The 15,932-nt window shown below is 73.4% G+C and carries 15 protein-coding genes; 6 read left to right on the forward strand and 9 right to left on the reverse strand.

Translation table 11 applies throughout. The annotated features are described in order from the left end of the window. Positions 1 to 180: 180 nt before the first annotated feature. Positions 181 to 606 (reverse strand): hotdog fold thioesterase, encoded by a 426-nt coding sequence (locus ACFPM7_RS12495; RefSeq protein WP_378247286.1) that lies wholly within the window; start codon positions 604 to 606, stop codon positions 181 to 183. A gap of 74 nt (positions 607 to 680) precedes the next feature. On the opposite strand from ACFPM7_RS12495, the gene polA reads away from it, so the two are divergent. Then, a complete protein-coding gene (polA, locus tag ACFPM7_RS12500; RefSeq protein ID WP_378247288.1) occupies positions 681 to 3,395 on the forward strand; it encodes a DNA polymerase I in 2,715 nt (904 codons plus the stop codon). A 151-nt stretch (positions 3,396 to 3,546) separates the two neighbouring features. After that, positions 3,547 to 4,050 (forward strand): Rossmann-fold NAD(P)-binding domain-containing protein, encoded by a 504-nt coding sequence (locus ACFPM7_RS12505; RefSeq protein ID WP_378247290.1) that lies wholly within the window; start codon positions 3,547 to 3,549, stop codon positions 4,048 to 4,050. A gap of 1 nt (position 4,051) precedes the next feature. Here ACFPM7_RS12505 and ACFPM7_RS12510 read toward each other — a convergent pair whose 3' ends face one another. From ACFPM7_RS12510 to ACFPM7_RS12535, 6 genes are all read right to left on the reverse strand, one after another. Then, a complete protein-coding gene (locus tag ACFPM7_RS12510; protein ID WP_378247292.1) occupies positions 4,052 to 4,696 on the reverse strand; it encodes a hypothetical protein in 645 nt (214 codons plus the stop codon). Between the two features lie 26 nt (positions 4,697 to 4,722). Beyond that, on the reverse strand, positions 4,723 to 5,265 hold the full coding sequence (locus ACFPM7_RS12515; RefSeq protein WP_378247294.1) for a TetR/AcrR family transcriptional regulator: 543 nt from the start codon (positions 5,263 to 5,265) through the stop codon (positions 4,723 to 4,725). Next, the gene (locus ACFPM7_RS12520) at positions 5,262 to 7,235 is read right to left on the reverse strand and encodes a YhgE/Pip family protein (protein WP_378247296.1); all 1,974 of its coding nucleotides are present in this window, start codon (positions 7,233 to 7,235) and stop codon (positions 5,262 to 5,264) included. Before ACFPM7_RS12520 ends, ACFPM7_RS12515 begins: the two co-directional genes overlap by 4 nt. Beyond that, positions 7,232 to 7,846, reverse strand: coding sequence for an ABC transporter ATP-binding protein (locus ACFPM7_RS12525; RefSeq protein ID WP_378247298.1), 615 nt, complete (start codon positions 7,844 to 7,846; stop codon positions 7,232 to 7,234). The genes ACFPM7_RS12520 and ACFPM7_RS12525 overlap by 4 nt, the downstream gene beginning before the upstream one ends. 85 nt (positions 7,847 to 7,931) lie before the next feature. Beyond that, positions 7,932 to 8,843 (reverse strand): GNAT family N-acetyltransferase, encoded by a 912-nt coding sequence (locus tag ACFPM7_RS12530; RefSeq protein ID WP_378247300.1) that lies wholly within the window; start codon positions 8,841 to 8,843, stop codon positions 7,932 to 7,934. Then, positions 8,840 to 9,670 (reverse strand): class I SAM-dependent methyltransferase, encoded by an 831-nt coding sequence (locus ACFPM7_RS12535; protein WP_378247302.1) that lies wholly within the window; start codon positions 9,668 to 9,670, stop codon positions 8,840 to 8,842. Before ACFPM7_RS12535 ends, ACFPM7_RS12530 begins: the two co-directional genes overlap by 4 nt. A gap of 187 nt (positions 9,671 to 9,857) precedes the next feature. Between ACFPM7_RS12535 and rpsA the strand changes: the two genes are divergently transcribed. From rpsA to coaE, 3 genes are all read left to right on the forward strand, one after another. Beyond that, on the forward strand, positions 9,858 to 11,363 hold the full coding sequence (gene rpsA, locus ACFPM7_RS12540) for a 30S ribosomal protein S1 (protein WP_378247304.1): 1,506 nt from the start codon (positions 9,858 to 9,860) through the stop codon (positions 11,361 to 11,363). A 146-nt stretch (positions 11,364 to 11,509) separates the two neighbouring features. Then, positions 11,510 to 12,124, forward strand: coding sequence for a hypothetical protein (locus tag ACFPM7_RS12545; RefSeq protein ID WP_378247306.1), 615 nt, complete (start codon positions 11,510 to 11,512; stop codon positions 12,122 to 12,124). A 12-nt stretch (positions 12,125 to 12,136) separates the two neighbouring features. Beyond that, positions 12,137 to 13,300 (forward strand): dephospho-CoA kinase, encoded by a 1,164-nt coding sequence (gene coaE, locus ACFPM7_RS12550; protein WP_378247308.1) that lies wholly within the window; start codon positions 12,137 to 12,139, stop codon positions 13,298 to 13,300. On the opposite strand, the gene ACFPM7_RS12555 is transcribed toward coaE, so the two are convergent. Both ACFPM7_RS12555 and ACFPM7_RS12560 read right to left on the reverse strand, forming a co-directional pair. Beyond that, complete coding sequence (locus ACFPM7_RS12555; RefSeq protein ID WP_378247310.1) at positions 13,297 to 13,815, reverse strand: ribonuclease FAU-1 family protein; 519 nt, start codon at positions 13,813 to 13,815, stop codon at positions 13,297 to 13,299. The two genes, coaE and ACFPM7_RS12555, sit on opposite strands and share 4 nt — an antisense overlap. 122 nt (positions 13,816 to 13,937) lie before the next feature. Then, positions 13,938 to 14,489, reverse strand: coding sequence for a DUF402 domain-containing protein (locus ACFPM7_RS12560; RefSeq protein ID WP_378247312.1), 552 nt, complete (start codon positions 14,487 to 14,489; stop codon positions 13,938 to 13,940). Between the two features lie 115 nt (positions 14,490 to 14,604). On the opposite strand from ACFPM7_RS12560, the gene ACFPM7_RS12565 reads away from it, so the two are divergent. Continuing rightward, entirely contained in the window at positions 14,605 to 15,861 is a 1,257-nt protein-coding gene (locus ACFPM7_RS12565) for a DUF5685 family protein (protein ID WP_378247314.1), read from the forward strand. The last annotated feature ends 71 nt before the right edge of the window (positions 15,862 to 15,932 follow it).

Here is a 15,932-nt window from a genome sequence, read left to right on the forward strand (position 1 = left end):
GCTGCGAAACCCAAGCCTGGCGCGTGCTGACCGAGAGGAACCTCCCCCAAGCCCTCGCCCGGTCCCGCACCTCTCCGACAGTTCGCCCCCGCAGGCAGCGGTATCGCCATCCAGGCCGTCGCCCAAGATGGCCGCGTCCGGGCACCACGGCTCAAGCAGTCACGAGAAGCCGATGACCAGCTACTTCGCCCCCGGAGCCTTGTCCAGCGTCACGCACGTCAACCGAGCCGTGCACGTCCGCTTCCCCGACTCATCGGTGATCACGATCTCGAACGTCGACGTGCTCCGCCCCAGGTGCACCGGCGTGCACACCCCCGTCACCACCCCGGCCCGAGCAGCCCGATGGTGGGTGCACGACAGCTCCAAGCCCACCACCGCCTTCCCCTCCGGAGCGTGCAGCGCCCCCGCGATCGAGCCCAGCGTCTCCGCCAGCACCCCGTTCGCCCCGCCGTGCAGCAGCCCGTACGGCTGTAGGTTCCCCGCCACCGGCATGGTCCCGACCAGGCGCTCCTTGGCCCAGTCGGTGATCTGGATGCCCATCTTGTCCTGCAGGAGCTGCCCCGCGACCGCCGGATCGATCGGGAACTTGTCGGGGTCGAGACTCATGCGGCCCTCCGGCGCGATCGGGTGAGCCGCACGGCGGTGCGCTCACTGTCGGTACTCCACCCTAGACTCGGCCCGTGCCTGCGAAGACCGAAGCGACGAACACCACCCCCCGCCTGCTGCTCATCGACGGCCACTCGATGGCCTACCGGGCGTTCTTCGCGCTGCCCAAGGAGAACTTCGCCACCGGCACCGGCCAGCACACCAACGCCGTCTACGGCTTCACCTCGATGCTCATCAACCTGCTGCGCGATGAGGCCCCCACGCACGTCGCCGTGTGCTTCGACATCTCCCGCCAGACCTTCCGCTCCGAGGCCTACGCCGAGTACAAGGCCAACCGCAGCGCCAGCCCGGACGAGTTCAAGGGCCAGGTCAGCCTCATCCAGGAGGTGCTGACAGCGCTGCGCATCCCGCAGCTGTCCAAGGAGAACTACGAGGCCGACGACTGCATCGCCACGCTCACCACCCAGGCCACCGCCCAGGGCTTCAAGGTCGCCATCTGCACCGGCGACCGCGACGCCCTGCAGCTGGTCACCGACCAGGTGACGGTGCTCTACCCGGTCAAGGGCGTCTCCGAGATGGCCCGCTTCACCCCCGAACTGGTGCTGGAGAAGTACGGCGTCAGCGCCGCCCAGTACCCCGACTTCGCCGCCCTGCGCGGCGACCCGAGCGACAACCTGCCCAAGATCCCCGGGGTCGGCGAGAAGACGATCACCAAGTGGATGCAGCAGTTCGGCTCGCTCAACGACATCATCGACCGGGTTGACGAGGTCAAGGGCAAGGTCGGCGACTCGCTGCGGGCCAACTTGTCCAACGTGATGCTCAACCGCCAGCTCACCGAGCTGATCCGCGACGTCCCCCTCGGGGTGCAGCCCGAGGAGCTGGCCGCCCAGCCGTGGGACCGCGACGCCGTGCACCGGCTCTTCGACGAGCTGGAGTTCCGGGTCCTGCGCGACCGGCTCTTCGAGACGCTGTCCACCGCCGAGCCCGAGGCCGAGGAGGGCTTCGAGGTCAGCGGCGGGGCGATCGCGCCCGGCGAGCTGGCCGCCTGGCTGGCCGAGCACGCCGGGCCCGGCGTGCGGATCGGGCTGTCCTTCCGCGACCAGTCGACGGGCGTCTCCGGGCAGGCCGTCGAGCTGCGCTCGGTCGCGCTGTCGGGGGTCGACGGCCAGGGCGGCTACGTCGACACCACGACGCTGTCGGTGGAGGACGAGACGGCCCTGCGCGCCTGGCTGGCCGACCCGGCCGCGCCCAAGCTCGCCCACGACGTCAAGCGCTCCCTGCACGCCCTGCGCCACCGCGGCTGGGAGCTGGCCGGCCTGGCCACCGACACCGCGCTGGCCGCCTACCTGGTCCGGCCCGGCCAGCGCACCTTCGCCCTCGACGACCTCGTGCTGCGCTACCTGCAGCGCGAGCTGCGCGTCGAGCAGTCCGACGGCGAGCAGCAGCTGTCGCTGCTGGCCGAGGAAGGCGAGGACGAGCGCAAGCTCGCCGCGGGCGAGATCCTGCGCGCCCGCGCGATCGCCGAGCTGGCCGACGCCCTCGACACCGCGCTGGTCGAGGTCGGGCAGGACAAGCTGCTCACCGACATGGAGCTGCCGCTGCTGCGCGTCCTGGCCGACCTGGAGGCCAAGGGCATCGCCGTCGACGTCGACCGGCTGCACGAGCTGGAGTCGCACTTCGGCGCCCGCGTCCGCGACGCCGAGCGCGCCGCGTTCGACGTCATCGGCAAGGAGATCAACCTCGGCTCGCCCAAGCAGCTGCAGGTCGTGCTGTTCGACGAGCTCCAGATGCCGAAGACGAAGAAGACCAAGACCGGCTACACCACCGACGCCGACGCGCTGACCACCCTCTACGAGCAGACCGAGCACCCGTTCCTGCGCCACCTGCTCGAACACCGCGACGCGATGCGCATGAAGGTCACCGTCGAGGGCCTGCTCAAGTCGGTCAGCGACGACAACCGCATCCACACCACGTTCAACCAGACGATCGCGGCCACCGGCAGGCTCTCCTCGACCGAGCCCAACCTGCAGAACATCCCGATCCGCACCGCCGAGGGCCGGATGATCCGCGACGCGTTCGTCGTCGGCTCCGGCTACGGCGAGCTGATGTCGGCCGACTACAGCCAGATCGAGATGCGGATCATGGCGCACCTGTCGGCCGACGACGGCCTCATCTCGGCCTTCCGCTCCGGCCACGACTTCCACGCCGCCACCGCCGCCCGCGTCTTCTCCGTCGAGCCCGCCGACGTGACCGGCGAGCAGCGCGCCAAGATCAAGGCGATGAACTACGGCCTCGCCTACGGCCTGTCCGCCTTCGGCCTGTCCCAGCAGCTGCGCGTCTCCACCGACGAGGCCCGCGGCCTGATGGAGGAGTACTTCGCCACCTTCGGCGGCATCCGCGACTACCTCGCCGAGGTCGTCGCCCGCGCCCGCAAGGAGGGCTACACCGAGACCATCTTCGGCCGCCGCCGCTACCTGCCCGACCTCACCAGCGACAACCGCCAGCGCCGCGAGATGGCCGAGCGGATGGCCCTCAACGCCCCGATCCAGGGCAGCGCCGCCGACATCATCAAGGTCGCGATGCTGACCGTCCAGAAGGGTCTGGCTGCCGCGGACGCCCGTTCCCGCATGCTGTTGCAGGTCCACGACGAACTCGTCTTCGAGGTGGCCCCCGACGAGCGCGACTCCGCCGAGGCCCTGGTCCGCGCCGAGATGGCGGGCGCCTACGACCTCCAGGTCCCCCTGGACGTCTCCGTCGGCTACGGCCGCTCCTGGCACGCCGCCCACTGACCCTGCGGTTCACCCGATAGCGGGAATCTCGGGCGCGGGTCGCTGAACCGCCTCCGACCTGCGGCAACGCCCGCCGCCACCCGGGCATCCGCCGGGTGGTGGCGGGCCGCCCCGAGGGTTGGCCCCGCGAATCGCGGGTACTTTCGCCTTCGTGAACACTCGACGCGGTCTCATCCTCGGCGGAACGGGAATGCTCGCGGGCGTATCGTCCGCCCTGGTGGCCGACGGGTGGCACATAGTCCTCCCCAGCAGGCACTACGCCCCCCTGTCCATCGACGGCGTCGGCCGCGCCCGCTGGGTCCGCGCCGACTGGACCCGCCCCAACGACCTGGCCTGCCAGGCCAGCCGCGTCCTCGGCGGCCCGGCGGACCTCCTGGTCACCTGGATCACCCCCGAGGTCCGCACCCGCGTCTTCACCGCCGTCGGCCCCCTCCTGGCCCCCGACGCCCCCATCGTCGAGGTGGAAGCCACCACCCCGCACCCGCCCGCGCTCCCGGACCACCCCACCCACCAGGTGGTGCTGGGCGAGGTCGGCTACGCGGGCCGAACCCGCTGGCTGTCCAACGACGAGGTCACCGCGGGCGTCCTGGAAGCCGTGGACCGCGCCCTGCGCGGAGACAGCCCCATGACCCTGCAGCTGGCCCAGCGGGTCTGACTCACCGGGGGAGCAGGTCGTAGGCCCAGGCCAGGTCCTCGCCCCACGGCTCGGCGCTGTCGCGGTCGAAGGCGATCAGCAGGCGCTCGCGGGTGGCCTCGCGGAGCAGCCAGTCCTGGACGGCCGTGGACTTGCGGCGGACGAACGTGAACGCCCCCACCAGCTCGGCGAGGTGCCGGTCCGCCGCCTGGCCGTGCGTCGAGTCCCACCTTGTCAGGTACCCGGACACGTCCATCCGCGCGTCGGCCGCGGCGGCGAGGAAAGCGGTGCTGTCGGTGAAGGCTCCCGTGCGCGCCGGGTACTCGGCCAGCAGCGCCTGCCACACCGCGTCCAGGTACTCCTCGACCGCCCGCTGCTCCTCGACCGGCCATGTGCGCCACTCGTTGTCCGGGAGCTTGCTGAGCAACGCGCCCGCGTCCAGGCAGTCGGCGGTGCTCGCGCGGCCGAACAGCAGCGGCAGCAGGCTCTTGACGTCGTGCCGGTCGCCCACGGTGTTGCCCAGCCTGATGGTCAGCGAGTGGAGGTTGCCCTCGTCCACCACCTGCGGACCCCGGCAGTGCGGGCACCCGTCGAGGACGGGCCGCCGCGGGTAGGCCGCGAACACCCGCTCCAGCCGGGCCGCCGCCTCCGCCAGTCCCGCCGCCATCCCGCCTCCGTCCGACGGGGCGCACGCTATGCGCGCAGCCCCTCCATCAGGGCGAGAATATCGTCGCGGACGTCCTCCCCGGACCGCTCCGGCGAGAACACCTGCCAGTCCAGCGCCACCACCAGCACTGTCCCGAACAGCGCCGACGCCGCGGTCTCCACCCGCACCCCCGCAGGCAGCACCGCCACCTCCTGGAGCCGGGCCCTGAGCAACCCCGTCACCCGCTCCCGCAGCAGGGCCAGCGTCGCCCGCCACTGCGACGGCGTCCGCCACAGCTCGCTCACCAGGAGCTGCGCGAAGGTCGGATAGGCCGCGTAGAACCCCAACAGCTCATCAACCAACCGCTCGACCGACGCGGCCCCCTCCAACCGCGCCGCCAGCAGATCCACCCCGTGCCGCAGCAGGGCGTCGATCAGGCCGTCCTTGCTCCCGAAGTTGTAGTAGACCGTCCCCTTCGCCACCCCGGCCTCGGCCGCGATCTCGTCCACCGTCAGCCCGACGACCCCGCGCGTCCCGATCAGCCGCAGCGTCGCGGTGAACAGCTTCTGCCGGGTCGGCTCCCGGCTCACAGCACCAGCTCCGGCCTCAGCCGCGCCGCCGTCCACACCCGCTGCCGACGTGCGGCCACAGTGGACACCACGAGTCCTCCGATCAGGTAGCACCCCAGCACCAGGACATCCAGTCCGAGCCCGGACAGCGAGCCACCGTAGATCAAGTGCCGCAACCCGTCCACGACGTACCCCATCGGCAGCACCGCGTGCAGCGGGTAGAGCACCTCGGGCAGCGTCTGCCACGGGAATGTGCCGCCCGCGCTGATCAGCTGCAGGATCAGCACCACCAGCGCGACGAACTTGCCCACCGCGCCCAGCAGCGCGTTCAGCGCGTGCACGATCGCGGTGAACGCCAGCGTGGTCAGCATCAGGAACAGCAGCGCCCCCGCGGGCCGCTGGAAGTCCACCAGCAGCCGCACCACCCCGAACATCACCACGACCTGCGCCAGCCCCAGCAGCGCCGCGGGCAGCCACCCGCCGAGCGCGGTCCGCACCGCGCCGTGCCCGGCCGCCAGGGCCCGCGAGGACAGCGGGCGCACCAGCAGGAACAGCACGAACGCGCCGATCCAGGTGGCCAGGCCGAGGAAGAACGGGGCCAGGCCCGCGCCGTAGCTGCCCGCCGCGTTCTCCCCGACGGTGCGCACCGCCACCGGGTCGCCGATGGTCTGGGCCGTGCGGTCGCGGTCGGCGGCGTCGGGGTGGGGGATCTCGCCGAGGCCCGCCGTCAGGCCGTCGCGCAGCTTCACCGCGCCCGCGGAGACCTGCTTCGCGCCGTCGGCCAGCCGCAGCGTGCCGTCCAGGGCGGACCGCTCGCCGTCGCGCAGCGTCGCCGCGCCGTCGCGCAGGGCGGCGGTCCCCTCCGCCAGCGCCCCGCCGCCGTCCGCCGCGGTCGCGATGCCCTTGGCCAGGGCCGGGGTGGCGTCGGCGAGGGTGTCCGCGCCCTTGGCGACCTTGTCGGCGCCGTCGGAGAGCCGCCGCAGGTCGCCCGAGGCGGTCTGCACGCGCTCGTTCGCCTTGTCCAGCGGGGCGCGCAGGGTTCGCAGCTCGGTCATCGTCTGGGCGATCACGTCCTCGGGGACGCCCGCCTCGCGGAGCCGGGTCTCGACCCGGGCGTCGACCTCGTCCAGCCCGCCCGCCAGGCCCTCGGCGGCCTCGGCGACGGCCTCGCCCGCCGAGGCCACCTTCTCGTTGCCTGCCGCGACCTGCGCCGCGCCGTCGGCCAGCGCCCGGGTCTGCCCCGGCAGCTCCGCTGTCTTGTCCCGCAGCGTCGACAGCCCGGTCGAGAGCGTGGCCGCGCCGTCGGCCGCCTTGGCCGCGCCGTCGGCCAGGGACCGCGCGCCGTCCAGCAGGGCACGCTGCCCGGTCGCCAGCTCGCCCGCGCCCGAACTTGCCTTTGTCGCGCCGTCGGCCAGGCGGGTCGCGCCGTCGGCGGCCTCGCGCGTGCGGTCGTAGATGGTGCCGAAGCCGACCAGGAACTTCTCCGCCGCCGCCGTGCCCACCTCGGCGGCCACCGACCGGCGCACCTCGGCGACGACGCGGTCGGCGATAGTGCCGACCAGGTAGTTGTTGGCGTCGTTGGTGGTCACCAGGATCAGGCCCTGGCGCGGGGACTCGCCCGCCGCCGAGGTCAGCGCGCGGGAGAAGTCGGCGGGCAGGGTGAGGGAGAAGGTGTAGCGCCCGGCCCGCACGCCGTCCTCGGCCTCGGCGGCGTCGACCTCGTGCCAGGCGAACGCCCCGGACTCGCGCAGCCGGTCGGCGACCCCGCGCCCGGCGTCGGTGCGGGTGCCGTCCGCCGCGGTGGTCCCGGTGTCCTGGACCACCAGCGCCGCCGGGATGTGGTCGAGGCGGTCGTAGGGGTCGGCGTTGGCGTAGAGGTACAGCGACCCGTACAGCAGCGGGACCAGCACCAGTGCGAGGACGGCGAGCCGGGGCAGGACTCCGGAGGTGATGCGGCGCAGCTCGGTCCTGGCCAGTCGGATGGCGCTCACTGCACCGTCTCCAGGGGCTCGGGCTGGTCGGTCTCGCCCAGCAGCGCGGGGGTCACCGGCAGCAGGCGGGCGGTGGCGGCCCCGCAGAGCACGACCACCGCGCGGCCCTGCCCGGCGTGGTGCAGCGCGGTCGGCCACCAGGTGTCCGGGTCGCCGCTGTGCCGGTCGGGGGTGTCCAGGACGAGCAGGTCGGGGCGGGCGATGCCGGCCAGCAGGGCGATCCGCTCGCGCGCGGGCACCGCCTCGAACCGCGTCGCGGCGTCCAGGCCGTGTTCGGCGAGGACCGCGGCCACCTCGCGCCTGCCGCCGCGGCGGCCCGCCAGCACCAGCGCCTCGGCCACCACGTCGGCCGTGCGCAGAGCGCCCTCCGGCTCGCTCACCCCCGGCGCGTCCACCAGCGCCGACCGCGCGCGCAGCACCCCGGCCCCCGGTGACAGCGTCCCGGCCGACGGCCGCAGCCGCCCGGTGATCGCCAGGCCGAAGGCGGTGTGCCCGGCCCCCGGTTCCCCGGCCACCACGGCCAGCGCCCCCGGTCCGACCCGCAGCGACGTCGCCGCCAGGACCTCCCCGTGCGCCCCGCCCACGGCCACCCGATCGGCGAGCAGCTCCACGACCCGACCCCCGTCTTTAGACTGACTGGTCAGTTCATATCGTGCGCCGCGCGGCGGCCCGGGGCAACCGGGGAGGGGGTGATCCTCAGCGCAGCGCGTCGGCGGGCCGCAGCTCCCAGACCGTCCACAGCGGGCGGTAGCCCTGCCGGGCCCAGAACGTGGGGGAGAGCGGGTTCGGCGGGTTGTAGTACAGGAACGAGCCCGCCGAGCGCGGCCCGACCAGCGCGCTGTGCACGACGTCCATCAGCGTCCTGCCGACCCCGGTGCCCCGCGCGGACTCCACGACCGACAGGCAGTTGACGAACGCCCACCGCCCGGCCCGCACCCGCGTCCGCGCCCAGCTGCCGGGGTGCGCCTCGGTCTCCCACGCCTCGACCATGCCGACCGCCACGCCGTCGCGCTCGGCGATCCACGTCGGGTCCCCCCGGTCGAGGTGCCGGGCGACGGTGCCGCGCTTGATCGCCGCCGCGCCGTCGCGCACGATGCCGCCGCCCACCATCGCCGCGTACTCCACCTCGGCCATCGCCAGCTCGGCGAGCAGGTCGACATCGGCGAGGGTGGCCCTGCGCACCGCGCACGCCCCCGGCCCGGTCCGCGCCCGCCCGACACGCACCGCGAGCACCGTCAGCGGGACGAAGCCGTGCGCCAGCAGCGGCGCGGTGGCCTCGGCGTCGCGCGAGGGCCAGGTCACCAGGCACGCCGAGTCCTGGCCCGCCGGTTCCAGCACCTGCCGCCACCGGCGCAGCAGCGCCTCGATCCCGGCCGCCCCCGAACTTCCCACGATCGGGTGGAGTTCGCGGACGTCGGCGGCCGACCACAGCGTCTGGGCCGCTCCCGGCGGGTGCAGGGTCCGCGTGACGACCCCGGCGACCCGCTCGCCGCCGGGCAGCGCCGCGGTCAGCACCGGGCCCTCCGGCGGGGGAGCGGGCTCGGGCAGCAGCGGGTCGACGCCGGAGAAGCGCGCGGCCTGGCCGCGGAGCAGGGCGTCCAGGATCACCGGGAGCACCGGAAGATGGCCGTCCCGGGGAACAGCCTGCCCCGCAGCGGGCTCCACTGTCCCCACTCGCGGGTGTGGCCCCGCGGCCACTCGGGCTCGATGAGGTCGAACAGGCGGAAGCCCGCGCCGTCGAGCGCGCAGACGTAGTCGCCGAGGGTGCGGTGGTGCTCGACGTAGGTCGCCCGTCCCTCGGCGTCGACCTCGACGTACGGGGTGCGGTCGAAGTACGGCGTCGTCGCGCGCAACCCGTCCGGGCCGGGGTCGTCGGGGAAGATCCAGCGCATCGGGTGGGTGACCGCGAACGTCCAGGTCCCGCCCGGCCGCAGCACCCGCGCGACCTCGGCGAACACCACCGCGACGTCGGGCACGAACGGGATCGCGCCGAACGCCGAGCAGGCCAGGTCGAAGGAGTCGTCGGCGAACGGCAGCCGCTCGGCGTTCGCCTGGACCAGCGGCGTGGCGATCCCCGTCGCCTGGTTCGCGGCGGTGCCGTGCGCCAGCATCCTGGCCGACAGATCGATCCCGACGGCGAACGCGCCCTGGGTGCTCAGCCAGCGCGCGCACGGCGCCGAGCCGCACCCGACCTCCAGCACCGACCGCCCGCCGACGTCGCCGAGCAGACCCAGGTCCGCTTCGGTCAGCCCCTCCGGGCACCAGCGGAACTCCACTGGTCCGATGAACTCGCCGTGCTCGGCGTGGTAGTCGTCGGCATCGGCGTCCCACCAGGCGATATTCGCCGATTGGGACTCCGGTGAGCCGACCTCGCGGCGGGCGATCCCGGTGGTTCCGAGCGCTCGCTCGGCGCTGATGTGGCTGTCGCTGGACACCGGCGCATTCTGGCAGGCCCCCCAGGTTTGCCCGGGCCGCGACCAGCCGCGTAGGATATCGCCCGCGCACTGGCTTCGCGCTGGCCTGCCTATCTCAACGCTTGTGGGTTCCGTCGGCGACGTACGTCCGTCGCGCGCCGCACACGTCCACATCGACCCACAAATCCGCAGCGGAGCCACCTACCTAATGTCCACCGACACCACCGCCCTCCCGACGACGACCGTTCCGGCGGCCAAGCAGCAGGTCGCGATCAACGACTTCGGGAGTGAGGAGGAGTTCCTCGCCGCGATCGACGCGACGATCAAGTACTTCAACGATGGCGACATCGTCGAGGGCACGATCGTCAAGGTCGACCGGGACGAGGTCCTGCTCGACATCGGCTACAAGACCGAGGGTGTCATTCCCTCTCGTGAGTTGTCGATCAAGCATGATGTCGACCCCGCCGATGTTGTCAGCGTCGGCGACGAGGTCGAGGCCCTGGTCCTCCAGAAGGAGGACAAGGAGGGCCGCCTCATCCTGTCCAAGAAGCGCGCGCAGTACGAGCGGGCGTGGGGCACGATCGAGGCCCTCAAGGAGGCGGACGAGCCGGTCAAGGGCACCGTTATCGAGGTCGTCAAGGGTGGTCTGATCCTCGACATCGGCCTCCGCGGCTTCCTCCCGGCCTCCCTGGTCGAGATGCGCCGCGTGCGCGACCTGCAGCCCTACGTCGGCCGCGAGCTCGAAGCCAAGATCATCGAGCTGGACAAGAACCGCAACAACGTGGTCCTGTCCCGCCGCGCCTGGCTGGAGCAGACCCAGTCCGAGGTCCGCAGCGAGTTCCTCAACCAGCTGCAGAAGGGCCAGGTCCGCAAGGGCGTCGTGTCCTCCATCGTCAACTTCGGCGCCTTCGTGGACCTGGGTGGCGTCGACGGCCTGGTGCACGTCTCCGAGCTGTCCTGGAAGCACATCGACCACCCCTCCGAGGTCGTCGAGGTCGGCCAGGAGGTCACGGTCGAGGTCCTGGACGTCGACATGGAGCGCGAGCGCGTCTCCCTGTCGCTCAAGGCGACCCAGGAAGACCCGTGGCGCCAGTTCGCCCGCACCCACGCGATCGGCCAGATCGTCCCGGGCAAGGTCACCAAGCTGGTTCCCTTCGGCGCGTTCGTCCGCGTGGACGAGGGCATCGAGGGCCTGGTCCACATCTCCGAGCTGGCCGAGCGCCACGTGGAGATCCCGGAGCAGGTCGTGCAGGTCGGCAACGAGGTCATGGTCAAGGTCATCGACATCGACCTGGAGCGCCGCCGCATCTCGCTGTCGCTGAAGCAGGCCAACGAGGGCTTCACCGCCGACTCGGAGTTCGACCCGACGCAGTACGGCATGGCGGCGGAGTACGACAACGAGGGCAACTACATCTACCCCGAGGGCTTCGACCCGGACACCCAGGAATGGCAGGAGGGGTTCGAGAAGCAGCGCGAGGAGTGGGAAGGCCAGTACGCCGAGGCCCACGTGCGCTACGAGGCCCACATGAAGCAGGTCACCAAGGCCGCCGAGCTCGACGCCGCCGCGGCGGCCGAGGCGGCGACCGGCGGTGGCGCGGGTGGCGAGCAGACCTACTCCTCGGGTGGTGGGGAGCAGCAGGCGCAGTCCGGCGGCACCCTGGCCAGCGACGAGCAGCTGGCCGCCCTCCGCGAGAAGCTGTCCGGCGGGGTCTGATCCCCGGCTGGACCAGCGCTTGACCCCGAGCGGCCCCGCACTCCGGTGCGGGGCCGCTCGTCTGCGCGGAGCGCGCCGGGTTGCACCCCGGTATCGCTTCGCGGCCGCCGATTCCCGGTCCCCGCTCCGGCGCTTAGCGTGACCCCATGCGAGCCCTGGCTGTGCAACTCGGGACGGTGCTACTCGGGACGGTGCTGCCCGGGATGGTGCTGCTCGCGGGCTGCACGTCGGAGCCCCCGTCCCGGGCCGACGCCCCGGCGCCCGCGCTTCCGCAGTTCACCACCACCGCCGAACCCCCACCCGCCCGCACCGAACGCGCGGTCCCGGACACCTGCGGCCAGGTCGTGACGGCCGCCGACCTCGACGGCCTCCTGGAGACCCGGATCAGCGGCGGAACCTCGGAGATCGTGGGCACCCCGATGCCCGCGATCGGCCGCACCGCCCGCATCGACTGCTACTTCGGCATCCCCGGCCGCGACCGCGACAAAGCCGCCCTCGTCGTCACCCTCGCCGCCTACCTCACCCCGGAGGCCGCGGGCGACCGCGTCGAGCGCACCCTCGCCGACGAGCGGGCCCACGGCGCGCGGATCACCGACATCGCCGTCGGCCCCGACCGGGGCGTGCTGGTCGAAGGTGCGGGCAGGATCGTCGTCGCGCGGCACGGCCGGGTCACCGTGGTGGTGCGGGCGAGCGTCGGCGCGGTGCCCGGTGACCAGGCCGCCCGGGTCCTGCCGAAGATCGCCGATCGGGCGCTGGCCTGACACAATGCCCCGGTGTTGCGCATCGGGCTCTCCGGCGGGATCGGGTCAGGCAAGTCGACGGTGGCGGGCAGGCTGGTCGAGCACGGGGCCGTGCTCATCGACGCCGACGTGCTCAGCCGGGAAGTCGTCCAGCCGGGCACCGACGGGCTCGCCGAGATCGCCGCGGCGTTCGGGCCGGGGGTCATCGGGGCCGACGGGGCGCTGGACCGGGCCGCGCTGGCGGCGAAGGTCTTCGGGGACGCCACGGCCAGGGAGACGCTCAACGGGATCGTGCACCCCAAGGTCGCCGCGCGCACCGGGGAACTGCTCGCGCAGGCCCCCGCCGACGCCGTCGTCGTCCACGACGTGCCGCTGCTGGTCGAGAAGAACTACGCCCCGCTCTACCACCTCGTGATCATCGTCGACGCCCCCGTGGACACCCGCGTCCGGCGCCTGCTCAGCCGCGGCCTGACCGAGGACGACGCCCGCGCCCGCATCGCCGCGCAGACCACCGAGGAGGCCCGCCGGGCCGTCGCCGACGTGTGGCTCGACAACTCCGGCACCCCCGATGTCCTCCTCGCCGAGGTCGACGCGCTCTGGGCCGACCGGCTGGTCCGCTACGAGGCCAACGTCCGCCACCGCCGCCACGCCCCGCGCGGCGCGCCCCGCCTGGTCGACCCCGACCCGACCTGGCCCGCCCAGGCCCGGCGCGTGGTCGAGCGGCTCAAGGTCGTCACCGGTGGCCGCGTCGAGCACATCGGGTCGACGTCGGTGCCCGGTCTCGCCGCCAAGGACGTCATCGATGTGCAGGTCACCGCCTCCCTCGACCACGCCGAGGCGATCGAGGACGCGCTGGCCGACGCGGGCTTCCCCCGCGCCCACGGCTTCGAGCAGGACACGCCGCACCCGGCCGACGCCGACCCGGTCCGCTGGCGCAAGCGCACCCACGTCGGGGCCGACCCCGTCCGCTGGGTCAACGTGCACCTCCGCCCCGAAGGCGCGCCGAACTGGCGGCAGGCGCTGCTCTTCCCCGCCTGGCTGCGCGCCGACGACGCGGCCCGCGCCGAGTACGAGGCGGTGAAGCGCGCCGTGGTCGCCGACGACATCCCGTCCTACGCCGAAGCGAAGGAACCCTGGTTCCTGGGCGCGATGGCGCGCGCCGAGAAGTGGGCGGCGGAGACCGGCTGGACGCCCTAGAAAGGCGGCCACACCTCGAAGATGCGCTTGTACGCCAGCCACGCCGACAGGTCGTGGCGGAAGCGGCTCAGCTCCTCCAGCGTCTTGTGCACGGTGCACAGCGCCAGGTCGGCGTCGCCCGTGCGCAGGACGCGGCCCGCGACGGCGGCGGCGAACTCCTCCGAGCGCACGATCCGCGCGGTCGTCCCGCCCGGCGCCGCCAATCCCAGGAGCAGGTCGGTGGTGCGCCACACCCTGCCGTCGGTGCGCACGCGCACGGCGGTGAGCACGCTCGGGCCGGTGCGGGCGTGCCGCGAGCGCGGGCGCTGCTGGGTGAGCCGCAGGTTCAGCTCCGGCAGCAGCCAGGTGACCTCGGAGTCGGCGAAGGGGTCCTCCGGGGTGGGGCACTCCGTGCGCAGCCCCCACCGTTCGACCTGGCAGACGCGCAGGCCGCGAGAAGTACCCGACGAGTAGCTGCGTACCGCGGTCACCGTGTCGACAGTGTCGACCAGCTGCGGGGTGATGGCCGTGCCCACGCCGCTGACAGTAGTCGGAAGCGCGCTCGCCGTGATGTCACGACTCGTGGGCGATCGGATACCGGTTGTGTCGCGGGGTCAGATTGTGGCGGCCCGCTGTTGACCCCGGCGGGCCCGCGCCACTAGGGGGACCGCCACGGCACCACGACGTCGTGGGCCAGCAGCCACCGGTCGATGTCGTAGCCCGCGTGGGCGATGCCCGCCACCGCGGTCTGCGCGCGGTGCAGCGCCCGCTCGCCCGCGCCCAGGTCGATGATCCCGGCGCGCACGGCGGCCAGCAGCTCGTCGTTGTCCTCCACCCACACCGACTCGCCGTCACGGCCCAGCACGTCCAGGTAGAGGTCGACGGTGCGCCAGATGTCGTCGTGCACCGCGATGTCCACGACGTCGATGTAGAAGTCGTGGCCGAGGTCGACGCCCGGACGCCCCCGCCAGCGCGACACCCGCAGGCCCAGCTCGGGCAGCAGCGCCGACTCGAAGTAGGCGATGCGCTTGTGGCCGTCGACCGGTCGGGCCATGTAGAGGCCGCCGGTGATCGCCCGGTACTCGTCCACGAGCCGGACGATGCCCTTGGGGTCGACGTTCGTGCCCGCCGCCGGGTCGAACACCTCCACCTTCGGCGGGTGCGTCCGGTGGTCCCGGCGGGCGAGGGGGATCGGGGTCTCCGCGGCCATGCCGCCATCGTGCCCACACCGGGCCGTGCGGCGACAGTCCTTTCGCGTCGATCTGCCCACCCGAACGGGTGAGTGCCGTTAGGCTCCGCGCGATCAACCCTCCGGAGAGGCCCCCATGTTCGGAATCCTGCGCCCCTGCCGCCACCGCCTCCCCGGCGACCTGGCCACCTCCTGGATGGCGCACCTGTGCGGGCTCTGCCTGGCCCTGCGCGACGACCACGGCCACTTCGCGCGGACGGTGACCAACTACGACGGCCTGGCCATCTCCGCGCTGGTCGAGGCCCAGGCCCCGGGTGAGGACCGCAGGATCGCGGGCCCCTGCCCGCTGCGCGCGATGCGCGGCGCGCCGGTCGCCGAGGGCGCGGGCGCGCGGCTGGCCGCGGCGGTGTCGCTGGTGCTGGCCTCGGCCAAGGTGCGCGACCACGTCGAGGACCGCGACGGCCTGCTCGGGCGCCGCCCGCTGGCCGGAGCCGCCCGCACCGTCGCCCGGCGCTGGGCCCGGCAGGGCGAGCGGACGGGCTCGGACCTGGGCTTCGGGACCGGGGTGCTGCTGGAGGCGATCGGCAGGCAGGGCGAGGTCGAGTCCGCGGTGGGCCTGGGCGCGTCGGTGCTGCTGGCCACCGAGCCGACCGAGACCGCCACCGCCGCCGCCTTCGCCCACACCGCGGTCGTCGCGGGCAGGCCGGGCAACGCCGAGCCGCTGGCCGAGGCGGGCAGGCTCTTCGGCCGCATCGCCCACCTGCTCGACGCCGTCGAGGACCTGGACGCCGACAAGGCGGCCGGGCAGTGGAACCCGATCACCGCGACCGGCGCCGACCTGGCCGAGGTCCGCAGGCTCTGCGACGACGCCGTGATGGGCGTGCGGCTGGCGCTCACCGAGGCCGACTTCCGCGACCAGAAGCTGGTCCACGCGCTGCTGGTGCACGAGCTGGGCATGGCGGTGCACCGCACTTTCGCCGCCCACCAGCCGCCCGGCCACGGCGGCATGCACCCGGGCTGGCTGCCCCCCGAGGCCCGGCCGCCGGTCGGCCCGCACCACCTCCCGCACCTGCACGGCGCCCCGCCGCCCGGAGCCGCCGGCCCGTACGGCCCGCCCCCGCCGCACACCCACGGCCGCGACCCCAACGCGCTGCCGCCCTCAAGCTGCCTGTGCTGGCGCTGGCCCAGACTGACCCTCGACCCCACCCCGCGCGGCGTGCTCAAGGGCTGCGCGGCCTGCCTCTACGAGTGCGGGACCTGCCAGCAGTGCTGCCGCGACCCGTACCCGGGCCCGTACTCGGGCAAGCGGCGCGAGAGCCTGTGCTCCAGCTGTGACTGCGGCAGCAGCGGCTGCGGCGACTGCTGCTGCCCCTGCGACTGCAACTGCTGCTGAGGTGCCCGAGCCCGGCCCTGACCCGTCCTGATCCGCCCTGGACTGCCCTGGACTGCCCTGAGCTGCGCTGT

Origin of the sequence: Actinokineospora guangxiensis (assembly GCF_042657845.1) — a bacterium.
Classification (GTDB): domain Bacteria; phylum Actinomycetota; class Actinomycetes; order Mycobacteriales; family Pseudonocardiaceae; genus Actinokineospora; species Actinokineospora guangxiensis.